This window comes from Sphingomonas phyllosphaerae (assembly GCF_029623345.1).
Taxonomy (GTDB): domain Bacteria; phylum Pseudomonadota; class Alphaproteobacteria; order Sphingomonadales; family Sphingomonadaceae; genus Sphingomonas; species Sphingomonas phyllosphaerae_C.
Map to the genome: position 1 here is coordinate 63,617 of NZ_JAPYKH010000018.1, position 24,074 is coordinate 87,690.

General features: G+C 64.8%; 21 protein-coding genes and 2 pseudogenes. 6 read left to right on the plus strand and 17 right to left on the minus strand.

Annotation, left to right across the window (positions count from 1 at the left end; translation table 11 throughout):
- Positions 1-17 precede the first annotated feature (17 nt).
- Positions 18-815 (plus strand): EAL domain-containing protein, encoded by a 798-nt coding sequence (locus QBJ89_RS15620; RefSeq protein WP_277981401.1) that lies wholly within the window; start codon positions 18-20, stop codon positions 813-815.
- A gap of 555 nt (positions 816-1,370) precedes the next feature.
- On the opposite strand, the gene QBJ89_RS15625 is transcribed toward QBJ89_RS15620, so the two are convergent.
- Both QBJ89_RS15625 and QBJ89_RS15630 read right to left on the minus strand, forming a co-directional pair.
- Positions 1,371-1,853: a group I truncated hemoglobin gene (locus tag QBJ89_RS15625; RefSeq protein WP_277981402.1), complete on the minus strand. Its 483-nt coding sequence runs from the start codon at positions 1,851-1,853 to the stop codon at positions 1,371-1,373.
- 28 nt (positions 1,854-1,881) lie between these two features.
- Complete coding sequence (locus tag QBJ89_RS15630) at positions 1,882-2,754, minus strand: DUF3034 family protein (protein ID WP_277981403.1); 873 nt, start codon at positions 2,752-2,754, stop codon at positions 1,882-1,884.
- Positions 2,755-2,862: 108 nt separating this feature from the next.
- Between QBJ89_RS15630 and QBJ89_RS15635 the strand changes: the two genes are divergently transcribed.
- Together QBJ89_RS15635 and QBJ89_RS15640 are read left to right on the plus strand one after the other, a co-directional pair.
- Positions 2,863-3,468: a cupredoxin domain-containing protein gene (locus QBJ89_RS15635; RefSeq protein ID WP_277981404.1), complete on the plus strand. Its 606-nt coding sequence runs from the start codon at positions 2,863-2,865 to the stop codon at positions 3,466-3,468.
- Between the two features lie 14 nt (positions 3,469-3,482).
- Entirely contained in the window at positions 3,483-5,822 is a 2,340-nt protein-coding gene (locus tag QBJ89_RS15640) for a putative bifunctional diguanylate cyclase/phosphodiesterase (RefSeq protein WP_277981405.1), read from the plus strand.
- 228 nt (positions 5,823-6,050) lie between these two features.
- Here the strand turns inward: QBJ89_RS15640 and QBJ89_RS20260 are convergent.
- From QBJ89_RS20260 to QBJ89_RS15680, 9 genes and pseudogenes are all read right to left on the minus strand, one after another.
- A pseudogene (locus QBJ89_RS20260) lies at positions 6,051-6,140 on the minus strand (IS6 family transposase); the annotation flags it as partial.
- 55 nt (positions 6,141-6,195) lie between these two features.
- Positions 6,196-6,953, minus strand: a protein-coding gene (locus tag QBJ89_RS15645; RefSeq protein WP_277981406.1) for an IS5 family transposase whose coding sequence is annotated in 2 segments (ribosomal slippage) — positions 6,196-6,620 and positions 6,620-6,953 — 759 coding nt in all. Because the reading frame shifts where the segments join, the coding sequence is not laid out codon by codon here.
- Between the two features lie 70 nt (positions 6,954-7,023).
- A complete protein-coding gene (locus QBJ89_RS15650) occupies positions 7,024-7,401 on the minus strand; it encodes a response regulator (RefSeq protein ID WP_277981407.1) in 378 nt (125 codons plus the stop codon).
- A 9-nt stretch (positions 7,402-7,410) separates the two neighbouring features.
- Positions 7,411-8,946 (minus strand): sensor histidine kinase, encoded by a 1,536-nt coding sequence (locus tag QBJ89_RS15655; protein ID WP_277981408.1) that lies wholly within the window; start codon positions 8,944-8,946, stop codon positions 7,411-7,413.
- 319 nt (positions 8,947-9,265) lie between these two features.
- Positions 9,266-9,980 (minus strand): annotated as a pseudogene (locus QBJ89_RS15660) (IS6 family transposase).
- A 437-nt stretch (positions 9,981-10,417) separates the two neighbouring features.
- Complete coding sequence (locus tag QBJ89_RS15665; protein ID WP_277981409.1) at positions 10,418-11,008, minus strand: hypothetical protein; 591 nt, start codon at positions 11,006-11,008, stop codon at positions 10,418-10,420.
- 548 nt (positions 11,009-11,556) lie between these two features.
- On the minus strand, positions 11,557-12,705 hold the full coding sequence (locus QBJ89_RS15670; protein ID WP_277981410.1) for a trans-sulfuration enzyme family protein: 1,149 nt from the start codon (positions 12,703-12,705) through the stop codon (positions 11,557-11,559).
- A 31-nt stretch (positions 12,706-12,736) separates the two neighbouring features.
- Complete coding sequence (locus tag QBJ89_RS15675) at positions 12,737-13,423, minus strand: B3/B4 domain-containing protein (RefSeq protein WP_277981411.1); 687 nt, start codon at positions 13,421-13,423, stop codon at positions 12,737-12,739.
- A gap of 299 nt (positions 13,424-13,722) precedes the next feature.
- On the minus strand, positions 13,723-14,616 hold the full coding sequence (locus tag QBJ89_RS15680; RefSeq protein WP_277981412.1) for a LysR family transcriptional regulator ArgP: 894 nt from the start codon (positions 14,614-14,616) through the stop codon (positions 13,723-13,725).
- A gap of 149 nt (positions 14,617-14,765) precedes the next feature.
- Here QBJ89_RS15680 and sugE point away from each other — a divergent pair, with 149 nt between their 5' ends.
- Genes sugE through QBJ89_RS15695 form a run of 3 tightly spaced genes read left to right on the plus strand, consistent with a single transcriptional unit; the run spans position 14,766 to position 16,631 of the window.
- A complete protein-coding gene (gene sugE, locus QBJ89_RS15685; RefSeq protein WP_277981413.1) occupies positions 14,766-15,083 on the plus strand; it encodes a quaternary ammonium compound efflux SMR transporter SugE in 318 nt (105 codons plus the stop codon).
- Positions 15,084-15,094: 11 nt separating this feature from the next.
- A complete protein-coding gene (locus tag QBJ89_RS15690) occupies positions 15,095-15,709 on the plus strand; it encodes a LysE family translocator (RefSeq protein WP_277981414.1) in 615 nt (204 codons plus the stop codon).
- A 16-nt stretch (positions 15,710-15,725) separates the two neighbouring features.
- Positions 15,726-16,631, plus strand: coding sequence for a dihydrodipicolinate synthase family protein (locus tag QBJ89_RS15695; protein WP_277981415.1), 906 nt, complete (start codon positions 15,726-15,728; stop codon positions 16,629-16,631).
- 135 nt (positions 16,632-16,766) lie between these two features.
- Here QBJ89_RS15695 and QBJ89_RS15700 read toward each other — a convergent pair whose 3' ends face one another.
- From QBJ89_RS15700 to QBJ89_RS15725, 6 genes are all read right to left on the minus strand, one after another.
- Complete coding sequence (locus QBJ89_RS15700; protein WP_277981416.1) at positions 16,767-17,150, minus strand: response regulator; 384 nt, start codon at positions 17,148-17,150, stop codon at positions 16,767-16,769.
- A gap of 5 nt (positions 17,151-17,155) precedes the next feature.
- Positions 17,156-18,919, minus strand: a complete 1,764-nt coding sequence (locus QBJ89_RS15705) for a PAS domain-containing protein (RefSeq protein WP_277981417.1) — start codon at positions 18,917-18,919, stop codon at positions 17,156-17,158.
- Between the two features lie 492 nt (positions 18,920-19,411).
- Positions 19,412-20,788 carry an IS1182 family transposase gene (locus tag QBJ89_RS15710; RefSeq protein ID WP_277981418.1) on the minus strand — a complete coding sequence of 459 codons (1,377 nt, stop codon included), beginning with the start codon at positions 20,786-20,788 and terminating at the stop codon, positions 19,412-19,414.
- A 593-nt stretch (positions 20,789-21,381) separates the two neighbouring features.
- Positions 21,382-21,864: a c-type cytochrome gene (locus QBJ89_RS15715; protein ID WP_277981419.1), complete on the minus strand. Its 483-nt coding sequence runs from the start codon at positions 21,862-21,864 to the stop codon at positions 21,382-21,384.
- Between the two features lie 14 nt (positions 21,865-21,878).
- Entirely contained in the window at positions 21,879-23,114 is a 1,236-nt protein-coding gene (locus tag QBJ89_RS15720) for a molybdopterin-dependent oxidoreductase (RefSeq protein WP_277981420.1), read from the minus strand.
- 89 nt (positions 23,115-23,203) lie between these two features.
- Positions 23,204-24,074: TDT family transporter (locus tag QBJ89_RS15725; RefSeq protein ID WP_277981421.1), on the minus strand; the 871-nt coding region annotated here is incomplete at its 5' end.

The following is a 24,074-nucleotide window of genomic DNA, read 5'->3' on the forward strand; positions in this document are numbered from 1 at the left end:
CTGAGATGCGGGCGACCATGCAGCGGCGTACGTCGATGCTCTCGGTAGCCCGCATGGTCGCTCGCAACGATCGCGTGATGCCATTCTATCAACCGAAGGTCAGCTTGAAGGATGGCAAGCTCTCAGGCTTCGAGGCGCTTCTGCGCTGGCGGCATGACACGGTAGGTGTCCAAGGGCCCGATACGATCGCGGCCGCCTTCGACGATCTCGCCGCGGCAATTTCGCTGGGTGAACGGATGCTCGAGCGGGTCTGCGCCGATCTCGCCCGTTGGCGCGACAATGGCCTGGTGCTCACTCGCGTGGCGCTGAACCTGTCACCTGCCGAGTTCCGCCGAGACGATCTGTTCGACCGCATCATGGGTCAGCTCGGTCGCTATGATTTACCGGCCGAACTCCTTGAGCTAGAGGTAACGGAGACTGTGTTCCTCGGTCGCGGCGCGGACAGCGTCGGCGGGACGCTGGCCGCGTTCCATCGTGCCGGTGTCACGGTCGCGCTGGACGATTTCGGCACGGGCTACGCCTCACTCAAGCACCTGCGAGAGTTCCCAGTCGACGTCATCAAGATCGATCGCAGCTTTATCGCGGATCTCCTGAAAGATTCAGGCGATGCCGCCATCGTCAACGCGGTGCTGGGTCTGGCGAACCAACTCCAGATCGCCGTAGTCGCTGAAGGCGTGGAGACGCCCGAGCAGGCGGCCTATCTGCTCGCACGAAATTGCGGCCACGCGCAGGGCTATCTGTTTGGCCGCCCGATGCCCGCGGATGCAGCAGAGGCACTGCTTACCCAGACAGTGAAGGGCGGGGGCTCTCACTAGAAGCTGTCGATCGTACCGGCCGAAACCGGCTGCCGAGCCGGCTCCACTGCTTACCTCTATACACTGCAGGCTATTCCCCGCCTTCTTCGTGTCACCATGGCGGCGCGCTCGCCGATGTCGAAGCTCTGCAACGCTGCCTGCGTCCCGAGGTTCGATCACGAGTACAGATGGCTCCGCGAGTTCCGAATGCATCTTGGCGTGCTTCGATCTCGCGCCTTGGCATCACGCGCGCGATGCGTGGTCTTCCGGCGGTGATGGTAGCGAGTTCCCGTCGTTCATAGCGGGCTCGGTCGCTGAGCCAGAGGTCTTCTAGTAGGCAGTACTGCTATTGATCTCTCTCACGAGACTGGAAGCCTTTAGCGCCTGCCCCTCCCGCGATTTCAGGCGACAACAGGTAGCTATATCCTGCGAGCTTGCTCCGCTACTAGCAGCTCCTTTTTTACAACGACAAAATCGCCGTAAGCTACGAAAGCGGCCTAGATTACACGGCGCGACCGTCATCATAGCTCGCTGTAAGCGGTACCAGATGTGCCATTGACGGAGATGACCTACGGATCATCGTTGCACCACCTCGCCCCGCATCGGCGCGAGCTTCGCCAAGAAGCGATTCTGCGCGACAAATGGCACTCGCTCGGCAGTCATGGCCCGTTGCAGGTTCTCGACAAGGCGGTTCATATCGGCTTGTTGCACGCCCATGTTGGTGTGCGCCGTGCGCATGTCTCGTCCGGTGTACCTGCAACCCGCATTGAGGATGTAGCAGAACTGCTCAAAGATCACCCGTCGAAGCCGAACTGCATCCTGGTTCCTGAAGATCTCGCCGATGTGCGGATCCGCGAAGTTCGCCGCAACGAAGCTATCGACAATACGCCGGATACCGGCCTGACCGCCGAAGTCACGCGCCATGCGCTCGCCGGAGAATGGCTGTGCCCCTGCGTTGCTTGGGGCAACGCGATATGGTGCGACCGCTTCTTCACCCGGCGGCGTCGGCGGTGCGTCCTGCGTCGTCGCCGCCAGAAAGACAGTCAGTAAGATCATCATCGAAAAGCCTCCCGTTGAGCAGGTCGCGTCAGAAGCTTCCCTGAAGCTGGACCAGCAGCCCGCGCTGACCATCGACGGTCGCTATCGAACCGAGATCGGCATAGGCCACAGTAGCGGTCAGGTGCCGGCCGATGCCGTACGCCGCGTACACGTCCCAGGCATCGTCCTCGCGAGCGATCGCGAGGTTGCTAGACTTCATCCGGTATTCGCCACCCGCGACGAACCGGCGGCTGAACTGATAGGCGAGTGAGCCCTCCGTGACGATACGCCGCCGTGACCCGTTCGGTCCGCCGAAGCCAAGCAGCCCAAGCTGGTTCGCCTTCGTCGCGCGAACGGTGGCGTTCACCAGCAGTGAGTAGTTCAGGAGTAGCTTGGTGGCAGTCGCATACAGGTCGGCGCCTGAGCGGTCGCGCGCGCCGACGGCTCGCGCTACGAGCGGGTCGAGGCTCTTCTTGTACTGAACGCCGATCGCCATCGCCGGCAGCCACGCCGGACCGAAGACCGCATCACCGACCAGCTTGCCCTTAGCCCCCCAGACATCCTGGTCGAAGGTGAAGTCGTTTCCGAGACCCAGGGTTTCTCCGACCTTGTTGGTGTCGAATGCTTGACGCGCGTAGCTGACCTCCATCCGATCCCGAAAGCCGATTGCCACCGAGAAGGCGGCCAGGTCGTAGTCGGGCAGCGTGACAGCGGTGATTGCGGCCTGTGCCCCGACGCCGTCACGCGTCTCGTTCCCGGCGATCACCGCCCATGGTGTGAGCCCCCCCCCGGAGCTCCCCTCCACAGTCGAGATCCCGTTCGTCAAAAGGAGCTTGCCGGAACCTCCCACCTGCTGCGCGGCCGCAGGGCTTGCCGCGGCGACAGATGCCAGGAGGAGCAGGTGATTTGAGCGCGGTACCATGTCGCTTGCATGGCAGACTGTGGTTAAACACCTCTTGACGCGGCGTCAGCAGGAACGCTGCGGCGAGGCCGTTCATCGATGTTTGACGACTGCCTGCCATAAAGGGGCATGAGCAGATTCGCCCTGATTGCCTGCGTCGGCGCGCTTATGGCAGCGCAGACCAATGCGGCGACCCTCTCCGTCCACGTCGTCGATGCTGGCGGACAGCCGATCCCGGACGCCGTGGTCACCATCCGACCGGCCACGGGGACTTCCGCCCAGCCGATCCGCTTCGCGTGGCGCATGACGATGCTGCAGAAGGACATCGCCTTCAACCCGCATGTCCTGATCGTGCCGGTGGGCGCCACCGTCGCCTTCCCGAACGAGGACAAGGTGCGCCACCACGTCTACAGCTTCTCCAAGCCGGCCCGGTTCGAGCTGAAGCTGTTCGGCCGCGATGAGACGCGCAGCTATACCTTCACCGCGCCGGGGGCGGTCGCGCTCGGATGCAACATCCACGACACGATGAGCGGCTTTATCAAGGTAGTCGACACGCCGTTCGCCGGCAAGACCGATGCCGCGGGCAACGTCAGCATCCCCTCGGTGACCGCAGGCCCAGCGACGCTCACCGTCTGGCATCCGCGCATGAAGGCGAAGGACAACGAGGCGAGCTTCGCGCTGCTCGTCTCCCCGAGCGGCGAAGTGTCGCGCGAGCTGCGACTTAGTCTGCGCTGACGGCTGTGCTTGTCGTGATCCAGATCGCATGCGCGATGCGGCGCCGCATCGTCGGCTCGCTCTCGGCGAAGCTGACGCTGTTCTATGCGACGCTGATCGCCGCCATTGTCGTGGCGACACTCGGGACGGCTAAGGCAGGGATCAGCGGCTATGCAGAGCGCATGATCCGGAGTGAGATGGTAAGCGGCGCCGCGGTATTCGATCGCGTCATCACGATGCGCTACACCCAGCTCGGCGATGCGGGACGCGTGCTCGCCGCCGACTTCGGCTTTCGCACCGCCGCTGCGACCGGAGACGCGCCGACGATCGCATCGGCACTTGACTCGCTACGTGGACGATTGCGGCTTGATCAGGCCGTCTACGTCTCGACCGAAGGCCTAGTGATCGGCTTTCGCGGCACGCTGGCGCAACGGGAGGCTACGGCGCTGCGCGACGCGCTCGAGGATGGTAGCACCAGCGGCATCCTGACCATCGGCGACCGACACTTCAACGCCACTGCGGCTGAGATCCGTGCCCCGGTGACGATCGGGTGGGTCGTCTTCGCCAATGCGCTGGATGCACGCGAGATCGCACGCCTGTCGCGCCTGTCCGCCATCAACCTCTCGCCGCGGGTCGTGCCCGCTGCCGCCCTTTCCCCAAGCGAGCGCTCCGGCGACGTCGCCGAGCGGCGGGTCGGGCGCGAGGACATGCTGCTGCAGGCCACGCCGCTCGCCACCTTTGGACGCGGACGCCCGCAGATGTTGGTGCTGCAGTACAGCGTGACACGAGCTTTGGGTGAGTACGCCCCCATTCTGTGGCTGCTGCTCGCCTGCGGCCTGACCGGGACCGTCTTGGCCGCGGTCGGCAGCTGGCTCCTCGCACGACGGATTACTCGCCCCATCGCGACGCTCGACGCCGCGGCTCGGAGAGTGGCTCAAGGCGAATACGCGCAGGTGCCGGTCACCACTCGGGACGAGCTCGGCACGTTGGCTGAGAGCTTCAACCGGATGGTCGACGACGTCGGCGAACGCGAGCGCCAGATCACCCACATGGCGCTGCACGATGGCTTGACCGGACTGGCGAACAGAGTGCTGCTGGGAGAGCGCCTGAGTGCGCTATCCGCCCATCCCGCATCCGGCCGGCAGCATGCGCTCTTCTGCCTTGATCTCGACAACTTCAAGGTCGTCAACGATACGCTGGGCCATCCAACAGGCGACGCGCTGCTTTGCGAGATCGCTCGACGCCTCTGCGACGTTGTGGAGAACGGCTTCGTCGCGCGGCTTGGCGGCGACGAGTTCGCCTTGGTCGTCGATGATGTGCGCTTCTCTCACGTCCGCTTCGCGCATGAGCTCATCCGCGCCGTTTCGGAACCCTGCGTCGTGAACGGGCACCGCATCGTGCCCGGTACGAGCGTAGGGATCGCCATCCTCGGACCGGACGGTGAAGACGCGACGACACTGACGAAGAACGCGGATCTGGCGCTATACCGCGCCAAGCACGAGGGTCGCGGCGGCTATCGCTTCTTTGAGGCCGCGATGGACGCGGAGGCACAGCGACGCCGACAGATGGAACTCGATCTCCACGACGCAATCGAGCACGGTCACCTTTTCCTGATGTTCCAGCCCCTGTTCAACCTGTCCGAAGCGCGCATCTCTGCGTTCGAGGCGCTGCTGCGCTGGCAACATCCCGAACGTGGCACGATCCCACCCAACGACTTCATCCCGCTGGCCGAGGACACCGGTTTGATCGTCCCGATCGGCGCCTGGGTCATTCGCGAGGCATGCAGGATCGCATGCGATTGGCCCGATCACGTCCGAATCGCTGTGAACGTCTCGCCAGTACAGTTCCGCAATCCGGGCCTGAGCGCGGTGATCCTCCAGGCACTCGCGGAAAGCGGGCTTGCGCCCGGTAGGCTGGAGCTGGAGATCACCGAAAGCCTGTTTATCGACAATCCCGAGACAACGCTGGCGTCGTTGCATAGCCTGCGCAATCTTGGCGTGCGGGTAGCCCTGGACGATTTCGGCACGGGCTACTCTTCGCTCAGCTATCTCCGCTCCTTCCCTTTCGACAAGATCAAGATCGATCGCAGCTTCATCATCGATTTGCTGAGTAGTGATGGTGCAACCGCCATCATAAAATCGATTACGACCCTGGCCGAAGCGCTTGGAATGGAGACAACGGCCGAAGGCGTCGAGAACGCCGGCCAGCTAGACATCCTTCGCGCGCAAGGCTGCAGCCACATCCAGGGTTACTACTTCAGCAAACCCATCGGGGCGAACGAGGTCGGCGCATTGATGGCGCCAGACGTGGATGGCGACGCCAGCTCGCAGACGGCACCTACAAACATTCGACAAGCGTCTGTAACGTCGATGTGAGCGGCGGGCGCTGTCGAAGCAACTGCACCTAGCTCGATATAGACGAGTTTCTCCCTCGACCGCTTGCTCGATAGCAGGCGAACGGCAGATATCTCGAAACCAGCTCGAGAGAGTTCGCAGCACTGACAGCCTGACCTGCTCTCCACAAATCATGCCATTGGTAAGTTAGCTCGTCAGATGGAGACGAGCGATGCGGCCAGGCCGTTATACCGAGCAGCGAGAGTGGGTACGCACGTACATCAGCACCACCAGCCGGATCACCTCAGGCGCCGAGTTGAAGTAGCGGAACGGGCTGGCTGGTTTGCGTGGGCGGGGCATGCGCCTCCCCTACCCCGGCGAGCGCCGCAGGTGCATTAGGGTCAGGACTCGTTGATCACAGCCAGAAGATGACGGTGGCAGCGAGGGCGACGGCAGCGAAGAAGGTCGTGGGGCAGCGATCGTAGCGAGTGGCAACCCGCCGCCAATCTTTGAGGCGGCCGAACATGATCTCGATGCGGCTGCGGCGCCGGTAGCGACGCTTGTCGTATCTGACCGGCTCGTTGCGTGATCGCCGGCCCGGAATGCAGGGCTGGATGCCTTTGGCCTCGAGCGCGTCCCTGAACCAATCGGCGTCGTAGCCGCGGTCGCCGAGCAGCCACTGCGCTTTTGGCAAATCATCCAGTAGCGCTGCCGCGCCGGTGTAGTCGCTGACCGGGCCGGCGGTCATGAAGAAGCTCAAGGGGCGGCCGTTCGCATCGGCAACGGCGTGGAGCTTGGTATTCATGCCGCCTTTGGTGCGCCCGATCAGGCGGCCGAAATCCCCTTTTTAACCCGCAGACTCGAAGCCGTGCGGTGCGCCTTGAGATACGTCGCGTCGATCATGACCGTCTTTGGCTCGGCGCCGACCGCAGCCAGACCCTCCATCATTCGCGTGAACACGCCCGCCTCGCCCCAACGCTTCCAGCGGTTGTAGAGCGTCTTGTGGGGCCCGTAGGCGCTGGGTGCATCGCGCCAGCGCAGCCCGTTGCGGTTGACGAACACGATGCCGCTCAGCACCCGCCGGTCATCGACCCGCGGCTTGCCGTGGCTCTTGGGAAAGAACGGCCGCAGCCGCTCGATCTGCTTGTCCGTCAGCCAAAACAGGTCGCTCATCCCGGTCTCCTCGCGGAGCCTGAATCAGATCGCGACGCTCACATCAATGGGTCCTGACCCTAAGGGAATCTTACGCGGCTAACGTATGAAGCGAGGCGATCACGCGGTCTTGCCGGTACGGTTTCGCAAAGAACACCGTCTCCGCTGGCATAACCGTCCGCGGCGGCAAGGGCTTCCCTGATGTCATGATGATCTTGATCGGCGGCCAACGGTCGCGGATGCACGCGGCCAGTTTGATGCCGTCCAGCCCGCCGGGCATGTCGATATCGGTGAAGACGATCCGGATGTCCGGCCTGCTCTCCAAGATTGCGATCGCCTCGGCAGCATTCGCCGCTTCCACCGGTTCGTAACCGGCATCCTCCACCACCTGGGCCGCGAACAGCCGCAGCAGCGGTTCGTCCTCGACGACGAGGACGATCGGTATGGAGCCTTGATCGGAATTGGTCATCGGTTCCTGCTACGCCTGTGCCAGATGCTCGACGGAGGCCCGCAGGTCGGCCTCGAATCCATCGGGTTCATAACGGAGTTCGGTTCCGCCCGTTCCAGTCAGGCCGAGCCGTATCAGCTTGGAGCCGAAGCCTTTCCGGCTCGGCGCGACGACCGGCGGACCGCCACGCTCGCGCCAGCGAACGATTAGCGACGCGGTCGGGCCGCTGCCCTCGATGATCCATGTGAGTTCGACGTGTCCGCCCTCCATACAGAGCGAGCCATATTTGCACGCATTCGTCATCAGCTCGTGAATGACGAGCGAAAAGGAGAGCGCGGCGCGCGCGCCCAGCGGCACCGAAGGACCATCGAGGGTCACGCGCTCGCCGAAGCCGACCGTTTCCACCACCGCCTCGGCCACGGTCTGCAGGTCCGCGTCCTTCCAGCTCTTCTGAAGCAGGACGTCATGCGCGGCGCTCAGCGCGACCAAGCGGCGCTCGAAACTCTCCACGGGCTCGCGCTCGGATACGGCGCGCAGCGTCTGGCTGGCGATCGCCTGAACCATCGAAAGCATGTTCTTCAGGCGATGGCTGATTTCGCCATTGAGTACAATCTGCTGCTGCTCGGCACGCAGGCGCGCGACGCCTGCCTCGAGCCGGTCCGCGACGCTGCGCAGGAACAGCAGTTCGTCGGGCGTCCATGTCCGTGGTCGTGCGGCATTGACGATGAAGATGGCGACCGTGCGCCCGCGTTCCCGAACCGGCATGTTCACCAGCGCGCCGATATCGAGTGCGTGCATCGCAGCGGTATTGGCCGAGGTGCGATGATCGGTAGCCACGTCCTCGATGACCAATGGTTCGCCGGCTACCAGATCGGCGCGCAAAGCGCCGTAATCCGCGAAGCGGTGACGCCCGGCGATGCTGGCGACGCCCGGCGCGGTCCAATCCGCTTCCACATCGACGATCTCCACGTCGGGATCGACCACGCCGAAGCTCGCTCGCTCCACCTGAAGGACGCGGCCAACGACGGCAGCCGCGGCGGCAGTCATCTCGACTGCCTCCTCGCTGGCCCGGATGCGCTCGCCGATTTCAATCAGCGCGGATTGCAGATCCAGCAGGCGGGCGCTGATCTGCGCGGCGCGTCGAAGATCGAGCTGATCGGACACCTGCCGTCCGAGCGCGCGCAGGAGCGTCAACTGTTCGGGCGTCAGGCCTTCCGGGCGCGGTTCCGTATCGATCACGCATAGCCGTCCGACGACGACACCGGAGCGCAGGACCAGCGGGGTGCCAGCGTAGAAGCCGAACGCCCGCTCACCAGTCACCAGCGGGTTCGTGGCGGTGCGGGGATCGCGCGTCAGATCAGGAATGACCAGCATGTCAGCTTCGTCGATGTCGATCTGGCACATTGACTGGGCGATCTCGGTTTCGCCCACGTCCAGGCCGACGCGCGCCTTGAACCATTGCCGGTCATGATCGAGGAGACTGATAAGCGCGATTGGCGTGTCACACGTCCGCGACGCAATGAACACGATGTCGTCGAACGCCTGCTCTTCGGGAGTGTCGAGCACCGCCAATTCTCGTAGCGCGCCTGCACGACGCGCAGCCTGACTCTGTGGCAATTCCCGCCCCTTCCAATAGCCTGGCCGTCCCCCCGGACTTCCGGACATGCATAGCCTTAGCCGGGTATGAGGCGGGCGGATACGAGCGAATTGCAGCGCAGGTCGCCGGCCATATTTGAGGCGATTAAGCGGGTGCGCGGCGGAGGCCGTCGTTTCAGATCAAGGCTGCCAGCGTATCAACTCGGACATCGTAGCGAGATTTTGGGTTCTGTCAGTCTAATGCGAACTCGTCTCTACACGATGCACCTCCGGCTTCGTAGGCGACGGGTCAGCTGGCGAGCGCCTGCCACGCTGCGAGCGCCGCGGAGCGGCGCTGCTTGTATGTCTGGCGGTCGACGAGATGGCGTTCGTGGTTGAAGTGGTTGTGGACGTTGGCGTGGACTGAGGCGAACTTCTGTAACGTTCGCATCTGGCGGAACCGCAGCATCGCTCGCTCTCGTCGCCTGAACGGCAGGTGCGAGTTCTCCGCGGTTGTTGGCCCAGCGACCCACCTCCTGCTTTTCGCGGCTGCCGATTTCTTTCAGCGCCGCACCGTAGGAGCGCAGCCCGTCGGTGGTGATCGCGTCAGGCGAGCCGTGGCGCTTAAGCGCCTTCTTCATGAAGGCGAGCGCTGCGTTCTTGTCGCGGGTCTTGGTGACGTAGCTCTCCAGGATCTCGCCTTCGTGATCGACCGCACGCCACAGGTAGACCATCTCACCGTTCAGCTTCACGTACATCTCGTCCAGGTGCCAGCGCCAATGGCGGAAGCCGCGCATCCGGCTCACCCGCTGGCGCCGCACCTCGCCCGCGAACAGCGGACCAAACCTGTTCCACCACAGCCTCACCGTCTCGTGGCAGATGTCGATGCCACGCTCGAACAGCAGGTCCTCCACGTTCCGCAGCGACAGAGGGAAGCGCACGTACATCAACACCACGAGCCGGATCACCTCGGGCGACGAGTTGAAGTAGCGGAACGGACTGGTTGGCTTGCGCGGGCGGGGCATGCTCCTCTCCTACCCCGCTGAGGGCCGCAGGTGCATTAGCTTTGACAGAGCCGTCGGACACAATCAGGTCCCATCCTCCTGCTCGGGAGACGATGCGTGATGGATGCACAGCAAGTCGCTACCGAGATGGCCGCTCCGGTGCCTTCAGGGCCGGCGAGGCCTGCTGGTCTCCTCCAGGTCCCGGACAGGCTCAAGGCCACAGCAACACGATGCCCGGCAACCGCGAGCGGCGAGGTCGTTGTCTGTGGTCGAGCCGATCAGGAGCAGTTCCGCCTACGCCCTCTGCCGGACCTCCCCGAGCCGAGGAGCATCTTGAGCACGCCGCTTCGTCTTCAACTTGCGCCTGGCGTTACCATAGGTGCGGTCGGAGGCGCAGGCGTGGGCGTGCGGGTGGAGTTCGGGCCGGGAAAGAAAAGCGGCAGCGACTAGCCGGCACCTCAAGCGCCTTCCAGCCCCTTGAGGCCCGTCACGAGCCCCGCACGCATCCCCTCAACTATTCCGACGACCTCGTCGCGCTCGGCTTCCGTGAGGTCGCCCGCCGCGTACGGTCCGGCACGCCATCCTGGACCATTGATGACCCTGAGGTCGCGGACACGACGCACGGCGGCCAAGAACAGGTTGCGATCCGCGTGGACCATCTCGTCATGCCACGCGGGGTGACTACGCTCTAGGCGAGGCAGGAGCGCTTCATAGGCTTGGAGCCGCATGTTGCCCCGCTCCGTCACGATGGTCGCTATCTCGTTGGCGGTGTAGATCAACTCGCCGATTGGCAGGGCTGCACGACCGGCTTGGGCTGGTGAAGGCGCTGGCGCGACGTTCACGCTCGCTCGGCCTTTTCGGTACACGAGCACCGTGTAGGCGTAGAGCAGCAAGAGCCCCCCGACTGCGTAGAAGAGCGGCGCCCAGCTCTTGACGGACTGGGCCACCTCGGATGGGCTATGGTCCATCGTGATCGGGAAAATGACGGCAGACGCCCCCCCGATCACACCGAAGAGAGGAAGCCGCGCCTTAAGTGCCTGCAAGTCCACCAACGATCCCCCGCCGCCCGGTCAGCGCATAGCGTCTCCCCTCATCGCCTCAAAGCGCTTGCCCGTATGTTCTTGGTGTGTTCCTTGTGTGCAGCATGTCCCTCAAGGCCCGTCGAGTCGTCATCGAGCTATCTTGGACATCCTGCGAGAGGCGATCGAGCATAGGCCCGAGGAGGAGGCTGGGCTCAGGCTGGCCCTCAGGTGCCTCATGGGCCTGGGCGTGGACAAGGCGCTCCTCAGGGCCTTCTAGGAGGCGTTGAGCGCCGAGGTGGCCTTAGGGCGGCGGCATGGCTTGGAGCGCGCCTACGAGGCCGTGAGGGGCGCTGTAAGAGCCAAGGTCGTGTCACCCAACCCGAAGCTGTGAGTGTCGGGGTTTGGCAGGAAAGCGGAACGTCTGCTTACGGGAACGCCGAGAGCGATAGCCGACATCACGCGGCACAGCCTTTTCCCGAAAACGATGGTTCATTGGGAAAGGTGCGGCTTTCCCAAACCTCGCTACATCGCCGAACCCAGCTAACGGTTGCCCACCACCATGCCGGTGAAACGAGCTACGCACCGGGCTTGGCGATGCTATCGAGCGCCTGGGCCAAATCGGCGATTAGATCATCGCCATGTTCGAGCCCGATCGAGACGCGAAGCAATGACTCCGGCGCGGTGGTCGCCGGGCCTTCGACCGAGGCGCGATGCTCGACCAGGCTGTGATTACCGCCAAGGCTGGTCGCGCGGGTGAAGATGGTCAGCGCCGCGGCAACCGCCATCGCCTCGTCACGTCCGCCATGCACCTCGAACGACACCATGCCCCCGAACTCGCGCATCTGCTGGGAGGCGACCTCATGGCCGGGGTGCGAGGGCAGGCCCGGATAGTGGACCCTGGCGACGGCTAGATGCCCTTCGAGGTAGCGACTGACCGTGAGGGCGGTGGCGCTATGAGCGCGCATCCGGGTCGGCAGCGTCGCAATCCCGCGCAACGCCAGCCAGCTATCGAAGGTGGACGCCAATACGCCGCGGTGACGCTGGATGGCGCGCAGCTCGTCAAGATGCGCGCCGGCCTCCCGCACGATCGCGGCACCGGCCATCACGTCGCTATGCCCGCCGATATACTTGGTCAGCGAGTGGACGATCACGTCCACCCCCTGCTCGAACGGGCGTTGCAGAACCGGCGTCGCCCACGTGTTGTCGGCGACGGTGGCGAACCCGGCGGCCTCGGCGATCGTCGTCACCGCGGCGACATCGACGATGCTGACCAGCGGGTTGGAAGGCGTCTCGATCCAGACGATGCCGGGCACGCCGTCGCGGCACGCCGCCTCGATGGCGGCATGGTCGGCCATATCGACCACGATCGTTTCGAGCGAGCGGCCGAACGCGGTGTCGGTAAGGAAGGAGCGAACGCCGAAATACATATTTCTTGGCAGCACAAGCCGGCCGGGATGATCGAGACGCAACGCCTCGATCGACGCCGAAATCGCGGCCATGCCCGACGAATAGGCGACCGCGGCCTCGCCGCCTTCCAGCGCCGCGAGCGCGGTTTCGAGCGAGCGGCGGTTGGGGTTGTCGTCCCGGCTATACTCGAACCCGCGGGAGAAGCCGCCATCGGCGTCGCGCTCGAAGGTGGTGGACAGGTGAAGGGGCGCGCTGACCGCGCCGGTAGCCTGGTCCACCTGGCGGCCGGAATGAACCGCGATCGTCTCGATCTTCATGCCTCTCTCCTGCTTAATTGCGTGATGACGGTCATTCGACCGCGAGCGTTTCGCGGATGATGGAGCAACCGGGGATCAGCGTACGAAGCCCCAGCTCAAGACACGTCGCAGCATCGTCCAATGCCTCGATCGGCATGGCGTCGAGGCTTTCCAGCACGAACCACATGCGCCCGGTGAAGGTGTCGAGCCGGGTGCGGGCTCCCTGTCGCCAGTTCCAACGCCGGCACGTCACGCCCACGTCGTCACGCCAAATCACCTCGCCGGGGGTGGGATGCTCGATCGCAGGCTCGCCATTGGCGATCGTGTCGAACGGCTCGCTGCCGTCGGCGACCGTGAGCCGCGGTGCGCCGGCATAGGCGTCAATGTTCTCGCCTCCCACGGGCACGGCAAAGAGCAAGCTCACGGCATTATAGAGATCGACCACGGGGTTGATCGCCGGCAAGCTGCCGTCCTTCAGGACGCGCTTGCGGAGCGCCTGCGCGGAACAGGGCGTGCGGTTGGGTTTGGCACCGAAGCTGACATAGACCTCCGCCCAGCTCGCAAGGTGCGCCTCGGCCCATGCCGGGCCACCTTCCCGAACGGTGCGGCACGCACCCGCCAGAATAGCGGGATCAAGCGCAGCCGGCGCTGCACCGTGCGCATCAACGAATAGGTTTGCCGCCCGAAACCCCGGCGCGATCGGCGCCATGGCAGGGTCGATGGTCGGTTGCGGGAACATGGGCGGCGCTTCCGGATCGATGGTCAGCGACGAACGCCGACAAGCCAAGGGGCGGCGTAGTGGTGGCGGACGGCCACCACGGAGGCCTGCAACATCATCTGCCACAAGCCGCCGCGCTGGGCGGTGTGCGATGGGGTTGGCTGCGATCGTGCACCTGGGGAGTTCCGAACTGCATGGGACAGGGTTGCGGGCATGGATACCTCCAAGACGATGGTGCTGGCCGTTGCGGGTCGTCCCTTATCTGGTGCCTGACCGCCGGTAAGTGAAACTCATCCCTCTTACTGGCGTGAAGCCTCGCTTCACGTCAGCTCGCGAGCAGCGACTGCACAAATGGCGGTGGTGAGATGGCGGAGTGTAGCGGCGTGGAGCCGAGCCACGGTCCAATAGAGCTTCACGTCGAGGCGGAGGGCGGGCTGCAGCTCAACGAGCCGCCCCGATGCCAGATGCTCCTCCACGAGCTGCACCGGCTTCATGCCCCATCCGATGCCGGCAAGGATGAAGTCGAGCAGGCCGTGGGTCGAAGGCACCCAATGGACGGGGCTGGCAAGGTCGATGCCGTGTGCCGCCCGCGCCCACCGGGCCTGCATGGCGTCGTGCCGGTCGAAGCGGATGTGCGGTGCACGTACGAGGCTGTCGGCCGTTACCCCGTCGCCGAAATAGCGCGCGAGGTACGCCGGGGTAGCGCACGCAGCATAACGGAGGGCCCCGAGCGGGATGGTCTTGCAGCCCTGGACCGGCTCGGGATCGTCGGTGACCGCCGCCAACACCTCATTGGCGCGGAGCCGGTCGGCCGTCCGCGCCTCGTCATCGAGCGTCAGGTCGAGCGTGATAGCCGGGTCGGGGTCGAAGGCGGCGATGGCGGCCGGAAACCATGTCGGTAGACTGTCGGAGTTGACGGCAATGCGAAGCGTCACCGGCGCGCCGGCTTCGGCCGCACCGCGGCCGAGCGACGGGGCGAGGTCATGTTCGAGGAGGCGGACGCGATCGAGGTGCGCGCAGAGCGTGCGGCCCAGCTCGGTCGGCTCGCACGGCTGGCCGCGGACGATCAGGATCGCGCCCAGCCGTTCTTCCAGCCCGCGCACACGCTGCGAGATGGCGGACGGAGTGATGCCAAGCGAAGCGGCACCCCGCTCGAACGTGCCCTCGCGCACTATGGCGGAGACAGCGGCGATCGAGGCGTAATCCAGCATCATGAAGCTATGCTTCATTCGATGTAGTTAAACAACATTCTCTCAAAAGGTGGTAATGGCTACGTTCGCGGCAGCGGCGACGACGTTCCCGCCTCCGCTCATGGGGTATCAAGACCGGGACGGCCCGGCAGCTCATCATCGTGGAGGCTGCTGTGGCGTGGGTCGTGCTTGTCGTCGGAGGATTGTTCGAGGTTGTGTGGGCGTTCGCGATGAAGCATTCGCACGGCTTCACAAGGATCGTGCCGAGCACCATCGCCGTTGCCGGGGTAGTGCTGAGCCTTGCGCTGCTCTCCTGGTCGATGCGCTCGCTGCCGCTTGGCACCGCCTACATGGTCTGGACCGGGATCGGTGCCATCGGTGCGTTCGCGGTCGGCATCTTGGTCCTTGGAGAGCCGGCCAATGCGATGCGGCTGATCGCTGCGCTGTTGATCCTGAGCGGGCTCGTCATGATGAAGCTCGCGACGCCGTAGGGGGATGAACGATGAAGGAGCTGCTGCTGGTCTATGTCGCCTATGTGATCGCGGCGGGCAGTCCCGGCCCGAGCACGATGGCGATCATGAACGTCGCCATGGGGCAGGGGCGTCGCCCCGCGCTCGCGTTGGCGGCCGGCGTCGTCACCATGTCGTTCGCCTGGGGCCTGATCGCCGCAACCGGCCTCTCCGCGTTGCTGACGCGCTACGCGCAGGCGCTCGTCATCCTCAAGGTCGCGGGCGGCCTTTACCTGATCTGGCTGGCGTTCAAGTCGGCGCGAGCGGCGCTGTGTGGTGACGATGCAGCGGTGCCCGCATCACGCGAACGTCCGGGCGCGAGCGCACTCTACCGGCGCGGCGTCCTCATGCACCTCGGCAATCCCAAGTCGGTGCTATCCTGGCTCGCGATCATGACGCTCGGCGTCGGCCCGCACGCTGCCACCGGGCGGGTGGTGGCGGCCTTCCTCGGCTGCGTCGCGCTCGGCGCCATGCTGTTCGGTGGCTATGCTCTGCTGTTCTCCACCGCCCCGATGGTGCGCGGCTATGCGCGCGCGCGCCGCTGGATCGAGGGAACGCTGGCTGTGGTGTTCGCCGGAGCCGGCATGAAACTCCTCACCCTCCGCTGATCCGAAAGGCGCGTTTGTGTCCCAGCTATTCACCGGCCTGTCGGCCTTTCCGCTGACCCCGGCCGATGGCGATGGGGTGGTCGATACCGCGATGCTCGGCATCTTGGTCGAGCGCTTGGTGGCGGCGGGCGTGGACTCGATCGGCCTGCTCGGCAGCACCGGCATCTACGCCTACCTCGATCGCACCCAACGTCGCCGCGCCGTAGCCGCCGCGATAGAGGCGGCCGATGGGCGGGTGCCGCTGATCGTCGGCATCGGCGCGCTCCGCACAAGCTGGGCGATCGACCTCGCCCACGACGCAGAACAGGCCGGCGCATCGGGCCTTCTGCTCGCGCCGGTATCCTATGCGGCGCTGACGGATGGCGAGGCCGCGGCACACTACCGTGCGGTCGCCGGCACCACGCCGCTGCCGCTGTGCATCTATAACAATCCCGGCACAACCAATTTCAGCTTCTCCGACGCGCTGATTGGCGAGCTGGCCGCGCTGCCGGGCATCGCCGCGATCAAGATGCCGCTGCCGGCCGGCGAGGACTATGCCGGCGAGCTGGCGCGACTTCGCGCCACGACACCTGAGGCGTTCGCGATCGGCTACAGCGGCGATTGGGGTGCGGCTCCGTCGCTCCTGGCGGGGGGCGATGCCTGGTACAGCGTGATCGCCGGCCTGCTGCCGGAACCGGCGCTGCGGCTGACCCGTGCAGCACAGAACGACGATAGCGACGAAGCTGCGGCGATCGACGCAGCGTTCTCGCCCCTATGGTCGCTGTTCAAGGCACACGGCAGCCTCCGCCTCATGTACGCCATCGCCAGCCGGCTCTCGCTGCCGATCGGCGATCCGCCGCTACCGATTATGCGCGTCGGGGCTGACATCTTGGCGGCCGTCGAGACCGCCCTTGACCATTTGGGGGCCTGTCAAGCCAACTGACCGCCTTCCCGCAAACGATCCAATTTTGGGAAAGCTCGAGCCTTTTTGAAACCGCAACAATGGCATCAATTGGGAATACGATCGCGGCTCGGTTCGATTTGCAACCGGGGATAGCGCACGCAACGAAGGCGGTGATTACGGAGTGACAGGACTTTGCTCGATTTGACGCAGCACACGGTAAAGATCGAACGGCTTTGGTAGGAATGTCGCCCGCTGCGGAAGGGCTTCCTGCGGCACCGGGGCCTGACCGGACACGATGAACAACAGCGTCGGCGGAAAGCGTTCGCGCACGTAGTAAGCAAGCTTCAGCCCATCCATGCGACCGCTCACGGTCGCGTCGATCAGCACCACGCGAATGTCGGTATGCTGGTCGAGAACGGACATCGCCTGATCCGCGTCCTCCGCCTCTAACACGCGCCAATCGCGCTCCTCGAAAAAAGCGGTCATGTCGAACCGCACCAGCGCCTCGCCTTCCACAATCAGAATGGTGTTGCTGCCGATCGGCTTGCTCTGTCCCACGCCGTCTACTCGTTCACTGTTGCGGCGTCTCCCAGCCGCGCTTCCAATTCAAACACCAAACCCTCCGGCCGGTAGTCGGTTGCGGCCTTGCCGCGAAAGTAGGAGCGCAACGACCGCTCGATCAGGGTCGAGCCAAAGCCCTTGCGGGTTGGGGGCGAAACCAGCGGTCCGCCTTGTTCGCGCCAGGCTATCGACAGGATGGCGTCATTGCCTTGCCCCATGACACTCCATTCGAGTGCCACCGTACCGGTGCTGTTCGCCAGCGCCCCATATTTGGCGGCGTTGGTTGCAAGCTCATGCAGCGCCAGCGCAAAGGCGACCGTCACCTCAGGCTTGAGAGTTACGGCGGGACCGTCAAGCAGAATGCGCTCGCCGATGCTGCCATGCGGCGCCAGCGCGCGCGTTGCTACCTCGTGCAGATCGGCTGAACGCCATGAGTTACCGGTCAGCACGTCGGTTGCGGCTCCAAGCGCCACCAAGCGCGCACCGAGATTGTGGCTGGCCGTTTCGGTGTCAGGGGCGGTGCGCAGCGTCTGCGAGGCGATCGACTGGACGACGGCCAGCACGTTCTTGAGGCGGTGCGCCAGCTCGCCGTTCATCAGCCGCATGTCGTCTTCGGTACGCCGGCGCTCGCGGAAGTCGCGAGTGACGGTGCCGTAGCCGATCAGCGTGCCATCGGCGTCGGTGATCGGGAAGACGGAGTAGAGAACAGGGATCAAGTCGCCGGTACGGAAGTGCCGGAAGTCCAGCTCACCCGCCCAATGCCCATCACGGCCCACTGCAGGCAGAACCTCGCGCGCGATCGTCTCAACCTGCTCGGGCGGGAAGAAGTCGGCGATGGTAAGCCGGGTTATGTCGGCATCTTCCAGGCCGACCAACCGCTTGGCGGCATCGTTCATGTAAAACACGCTGCCATCGGTGCGGGCCATGCCGACGAAATCGGTGCTGTTCTCGGCCAGGCGCACGAAGCGGCCACGTTCCTCCTCACTGGCGCGCAGCTCGGTAATATCTCGCGAGACGGACAGGATGCGGTCTGGACGCCCCTCTGGCCCCGCGATCGGGCTGACTGCGACGTGCCACCATTTGGGCGTGCCCCGATAGGTGTCGGCCTTACCGATAAAGCTGCGCGCCTCACCCCTGCCAGCCGCCTCGACCGCCGCCTTCGCTTCCACGTTGCCGGCGTCCTGCCAGAAGTCGGGCCAAGAGCAGCCGGCTACGTCGTTGAAGTCGCTGATCTCCATAACCTGCTGGCCGCCTTCGCTCATGAAGGTCAGCTTGCCGTCGAGATCGAGCACCTTGATGCAGTCGGTCGAGCTGCCGAGCACGCCCAACAGGAAAGCCTCACGCTCGGCCGTAACGACCAACGCCTTCTCACGCTGTTCGCGTAGTCGATCGGCATCAAGAAGCGCCGTGCGCAGCGCCTCAACCAGCACGACCAGCCCAAGCGTGGTCAGCAGGAAAATGACGGAAGCGCCCCAATGGACGGGCGTGAGCAACAGCGGCAGATCGGTCCGCGCCACCACCAGTCCCGCGCCGAGCGCGGACAGGACAGTGGCCAGGACACCGGGACCGGGGCCGAGGAATAGCGCGAGCAGTACGACCGCCGGCGTGTAGAGGAACCAAGGTGCCGACGATCCGAAGAGAGCGACCTGTACGAATGCGACCACCGCGATCGCCAGAACCGTCAGCCCGTAGCGAAGCGGCTTGGGGCGGGGACGGGCGATGGTCAGGTCGCGCAGTCGATTGAGCAAGGCGGTCGAGACGGACATGGTTCCCCGGAGTGGGGAAGCGCCCCTATCCGGATATAATACACTCAGAAATTTGCGAAAAGAGATAAGCATCGACAAGGGCGGGTTTCACAGCCGTCCGGTTTTGAAGCTACCTCCACAAAGTCGGTCTTCCTTGTGTTTCGAGGTGTCACAAACCCGCGCCGCTATGGTCGCTGGGGACGAGTTGTCAGCAGCAGCCAAAAGCCGTGATCGACCTTTCTCAAAAAGGAACCCGTAGCGGGAAATAGCCTTTCTCACCATGCCGAGAGGCGTCGGAGGCATCGGCTTTCCCGAAATATGTTCCCAATTGCTCTTTCCCGAAATTGGCATTCGAGGATGGGGAAACGGGAATGGTCGGGCTGAACCAATGGCCGATTTCGGGAAAACAGGTTGCCTGCCTGAGCGTCTAAGTTTGGGCGATTGTGTTGAAGAAGTCGGGGTGTCGGCCGGAGGCAAGCGGCGGTTGAGTTGCGCTGCACAGCGCCGACCGGCTCAGGCGGGTAGTGGCTGTGTCGGCATCGGGATGAGCTTGGCCATCTTGCGAAGGTTCTGGGCGGCGGCTGCCATGTGAAACTCGTCCCTGGCACCGTTCGGGCCGCGCAGGCGCAATCGGTCGAGCTTCAGGATGCGTTTGAGGTGCGCGAACAGCATCTCGACCTTCTTTCGCTGGCGACGCGAGGTGACGTAGGCGTCGGTGGTGGCGATGTCGCGGGCGAGATCGCGAGCCCCTTCGTGGATCGAGCGGGTGACCTTGCGCGCCGGCATGTTGGGCGTGCAGCGTTGCCGCAGGGCGCAGCCGCCGCAATCCTGCTGTCGCGCGCGATAGCGGATGAAGCCGTCCTGCCCGACATCGCTCCGGGCGGTCGAGAAGTCGCGGTTCCTGGGGCGCAGGCGCTTGCCGCCAGGGCAGACGTAGCTGTCGTCGTCATGGTCGTAGGTGAAGGCATCGCGCTCAAACGTGCCGTCGCGGCGGGCGGACTTATCGAACACCGGGATGTGCGGCTGGATGTCACGCTCATGGACCAGCCAGGCGAGCATCTCCGCCGAGCCGTAGGCGGTGTCGGCGGCCAGCCGCTCGGGCCAGACGCCGAAGCGGTCCTGCACCCGCGCGATCATGCGTTTGCACGCGGTCACCTCGGCCTGGCGCACGGCGGTGCTCGCTTCCACGTCCATGATGACGGCGTGGTCGAGGTCGATGAGGTAGTTAGTCGAGTAGGCGTAGAAGGCCGGCCCGCGATGCGCGCTGGTCCAGCGCGATGCCGGATCGGCCGGCGCCAGATACTTCGGCACCACAGGTGTCGCTGCACCGAACGCGGCATCGTCGAGAACGGCCAGATACTCGCGGACGGCACGGCTGTCGGCGTCCGGTGCCAAGCCGTCACTGCCTGGGCCACCGGTCTGACGATTCGCATCGGCGCGGATGAGGCTGGCATCGACCGCAAACCCTTCACCCCCGACCAGCCCCTCGGCCATGCAGCGCGCGACCGTCGTCTCGAACAATCGGCGTAACAGGCCGCTGTCGCGGAAGCGCCCGTGCCGGTTCTTCGAGAAGGTCGAGTGGTCGGGCACGTCGCCGTCCAGCCCCAGGCGGCAGAACCAGCGATAGGCCAGGTTCAGATGCACCTCGTCGCACAGCCGACGCTCGGACCGGACGCCCATGCAATAGCCGATGATGAGCATCCGGATCATCAACTCCGGGTCGATCGAGGGACGACCCGTCTCGCTGTAGAAAGGCTTCAGCTCCTCGCGAATGCCCGACAGGTCCACGAACCGGTCGATCGAGCGCAGCAGATGGTCCGCCGGCACGTGCCGCTCCAGGCTGAAGCTGTAGAACAGCGCCTCCTGCGCCACCGTTCGCTCGCCCATCATCGGCCCGTCTCCGCTCACCTCTCGGGGATTGAATCAGACCACCGAGACCACTCCAAGCCGGCCTTTTTCAACATAATCGGGCGGTAGCGGACCTTCTCGCCGGATGACCGCGGCGGAGGCTCCCTCCGCCGCGATGTCCGCTAATGGCCGGAAAGAGGACGTTTAACTCAAGCCGAAGAGAGCCAGAAAGCTGCCGACGGCGAAAGCCGCTAAAATGGCGGCCAACAACCAATGTCCGGCTACATATGATATTGGCTTCGATGGCGCCGTCTCGGCCATCAGCTCTCGTGCACGAGCAGATGTTCTCCAACACGTCCAAGCCCAGAACGCGGCCTGGGCCGCCACTAGCAGCTTGAGCGGGGATGGCATGCAGGAATCCTAACACGCTTGCGAATGTCCGCAACTGGGCGCTTGCCGCTCCTTGCCCTCTCGTGCCGAGGACCCACATTCGGTCATTCGCGGCCTCTTTTAGGTTCCCCACCTTCTGCCATCCATTCATGTTGGCAGCGGAGATGGTGCTGAGCCCCAGCCCTGTTCGCTGATCCGCCAACTCTCTCAAAGTATGGTATTTTGGGGTTTTCGAGAAGGCTCGCTTAGCCGGTTCCACCTGAGACATCGGGAGCCGCCTTGGGGTCAGGGTCCTGCGCCCTCCCGGTCGCGGGTGCCGCCTTCTGGCTCGGCATAGCGATGAGATAGGCGACGATCGCGTCAATGTCCTTCTCGGCCACCGGTGCCTTGTACACCTCACGCATCTTGGTGACGGTCGCCTTCCACTGGTCCGCTGATAACGCAGGCTGGGTCAGCGCCATGCTGGCCGAGTGGCACGAGGTGCAGTTGGCGTTGATGACATCGGCGTGCGGACCATCGGGATAGGTAGCGTCGTCGACCGGCAGGTCGACGCTAGTCGAGGCAAGCGAGAAGCCACGCGCCGACACGTTGGCGGGGGGTGCCGGCTCGGACGTCTCGGAGATCGCGGCAGGTGCCTTGCGGCTGCTCGGCGCGCCGATCGCGACAAGGATGATACCGGTTAGGCCGATCAGGCCCGCGGCCATGACGCCGGGAGACGGGGTCTTCATGGATTGCTCGCTCCTCAGGCCGCGATGATGGTGGTGGTCTCGATGTTGCCGCGCATGAACCCGCCGGGGTTCCAGATCGGCTTCATCGGCTGGGCGACACCGTTGGTGTTCCAGCAGCGCACCATGATAGGGTTAGGCCCGCGTCTCAGCGGCACGCGACCGTCCCAGCGCCGGAAGCTGTACCTGCCCTCGTCCGCGCCGAGGGTCGTCCTGTACCAGGTGCGGCCACCGTCCGACGACACATCGACCTTGGCGACGCCGCAGTCGCCGCCCATGGCGATCCCGCCGATCGGAATCGACGCCTCATAGGCGATCGCCTGACCATCAGGCAGGCTGGTCATCCAGCTGCGCGGGATCATTCGGTTGATGGGGACGGTCGGAAAGTCCTTGGCACCGGGCGCGACATTCGCCCCGGGTGTCGCAGGGATCTTGTAGGCCTTGGCCATCCAATACTGGTCGTCGGGGCCGGGCAGCACCTCGATCGCGTTCAGCATCTTGACCCAATAGGTCGAATACCAGCCCGGCACGATCAGCCGGCAGGGAAAGCCGTTGAGGAGCGGCAGCTGCTCGCCGTTCATGCCGAAGGCGATCATCACCTCACCGTCGCGGGCATGGTCGATATCGAGCGCCTTCTCGAAGTCAGGGGCGCCCGCCACGACCGGCTGATCGAGCGCGCCGAAGCGCACCTGCACCGCGCCTGCCTTGACGCCTGCGAGGTCGAGCACGTCGCGCAGGCGCACGCCGAGCCATTTAGCATTGCCCATTGCGCCGTTGCCCCATTGCGCGCCGGCGACGCGCGGCTGGAAAAGCCCACGGCTGTTGCCCGAGCATTGGTTCACCGCCGCCATCTCGGCCCGTGGCAGGCGCAGCAGTTGGGCGAGGCTGATCGACAGCGGCCGGTTGACGTGGCCGAAGACGTTGAGGCGGAAAGTCTCGACATCGATCGAGGTCGGGATATCGGCCCAGTGCCAGCGGACGAAGAACTGGTCGTTGGGGGTGAACACCGACTTGTCGAACACCTCCATCGGCGTCTCCAGCAAAGGCGGATGGACGCGCTGGAGGATCATGCTGTTCTTGCCGGGAAAGGCGCTGGTCATCGGCCGCTCGGCATTCCCGCCGGGCAGCTTCAGGTCGACGAGCTGCTGCGCCAGCGCAGGTGCAGCGGCAAGGCCGGCGGTGCCGAGCGCGGCGTGCCTGAGAAAGCGGCGACGGCTGGTCTCACTCGCCAGCCCGGCATCGAAATTGTCCATGACAAGGCTCTCCTGTGGCCAGCCACGCTGGCGGATCGAAGGGGCGTTTCGCAAGTGATCGGACCGACTGATCCGATCATCACGGCGGATCAGTTCGGGGTGGCGATGCAGGGGGAGACGAACAGGTTGCCGCGCCAGGCCCCAGCGAGCGTCTTGGCGCCAACCAGCAGCCACATCGCCGCGAGCGCGATCGTCAGCACCGTGCCGACCATACCGAAGAAGCCGAGGTTCAGCGTCGCGCCGAGCCGGAAGGTGGCGACGGTGTAGACGCCGAGCGGGAAGGTATAGCCCCACCAGCCAAGGTTGAACGGGACGCCGGCGCGCCAGTAGCGGATGGTGATGAGCGTCGCGAGCGCCAGCCACCAAAGGCCGAAACCCCACAGGCAGAGCCCGGCGACGACGCCGATCCCTTGTGCGACGCTACCGACACCGGCCAGCCCGTGCGCCGCGAGGATCGCCGGCGCATCGGCCCCGAGCACCAGCATGCCCAGCGCCCCGGTGCCGATCGGCCCCAGCGCGAGCCAGGAGGATGCCGCCATGCTCTCATGCGGCAGCTTGTGGAGCGCCATGCGCAGGATCAGGATGGCGAGGATGCCGAACGCGACCGGCACCGAATATGCCCACAGCACATAGGATGTCGCAAGGGTCACGATCTGCGCGTGGGGATCGGTCAGATGCGGCGCGAGCAGCCCGCCGCTGGCACCCGCCACTTCGGCAGCGACGACCGGCAGCAGCCATACCGCGGTCATGCCGTCCAGGCTGTGCTCGTGGCGGGTGAACATCAGATACGGGATCAGCACGCCGCATGCGAGCGACATGGCGACGTCGATCCACCACAAGCCATGCGCGACCGGCACGATGCCGTTACCGAACCGCGCGATCCCGAAAGCGAGGCAGCCATTGATGATCGTCGCCAGGCCCATCGGGATGGTCCCGATGAACATCGACACGGTGTTGTGC